At 77.3% G+C, this 488-nt stretch carries 1 protein-coding gene; it reads right to left on the minus strand.

Annotation, left to right across the window (positions count from 1 at the left end):
* Positions 1–104: 104 nt before the first annotated feature.
* Positions 105–488, minus strand: a 384-nt coding sequence (locus E1283_RS37965; RefSeq protein ID WP_165956395.1) for a hypothetical protein, incomplete at its 5' end; no start/stop codon positions are given.

The raw sequence follows: 488 nt of genomic DNA on the forward strand, positions 1-488 counted from the left end.
CCCCCGCTTCCCCGCCGCGGACACCTGCCCTCACGATAGCCCGGTCAACCACCCGTCTCCCGGGGCCCGATGACGAACCGGCACCGGCGGCGCGCCGGGCCGCCTCACGGGACGTACGCGGCCACGCCGATGAGGCGGGCCAGGGTGAAGTCGTGGTCGCGGCGGTGCGCGTGGCACCAGCCGTACATCACCTCCGGCGGGTCGAGCGTCAGCTCGTCCATCGGGCAGCGGCGGACGCCGTCCTCCTCGTGGGGGTACTCCAACACCACCCGCTCGCCCCGGTCGACGCCGCGCGCCAGGTGGCGGACGGAGTCCGGCGAGAGCTGCGGCGCGGCCCGGGACAGGAACTCCTGGGACCGCTTCTCCGTGACCAGCAGCCGCGCGACCACCCGGTCGATGCGGGCCGGCTCGGGGCGGCCGACGGAGGCCGCGTAGCCGCGCTGCCCCGGCAGCGGGGCGCGACGTGGGGGAGGGGCCGCGGCCCTGTC

The sequence above is a fragment of the Streptomyces hainanensis genome (genome assembly GCF_004348415.1).
Taxonomy (GTDB): Bacteria; Actinomycetota; Actinomycetes; order Streptomycetales; family Streptomycetaceae; genus Streptomyces; species Streptomyces hainanensis.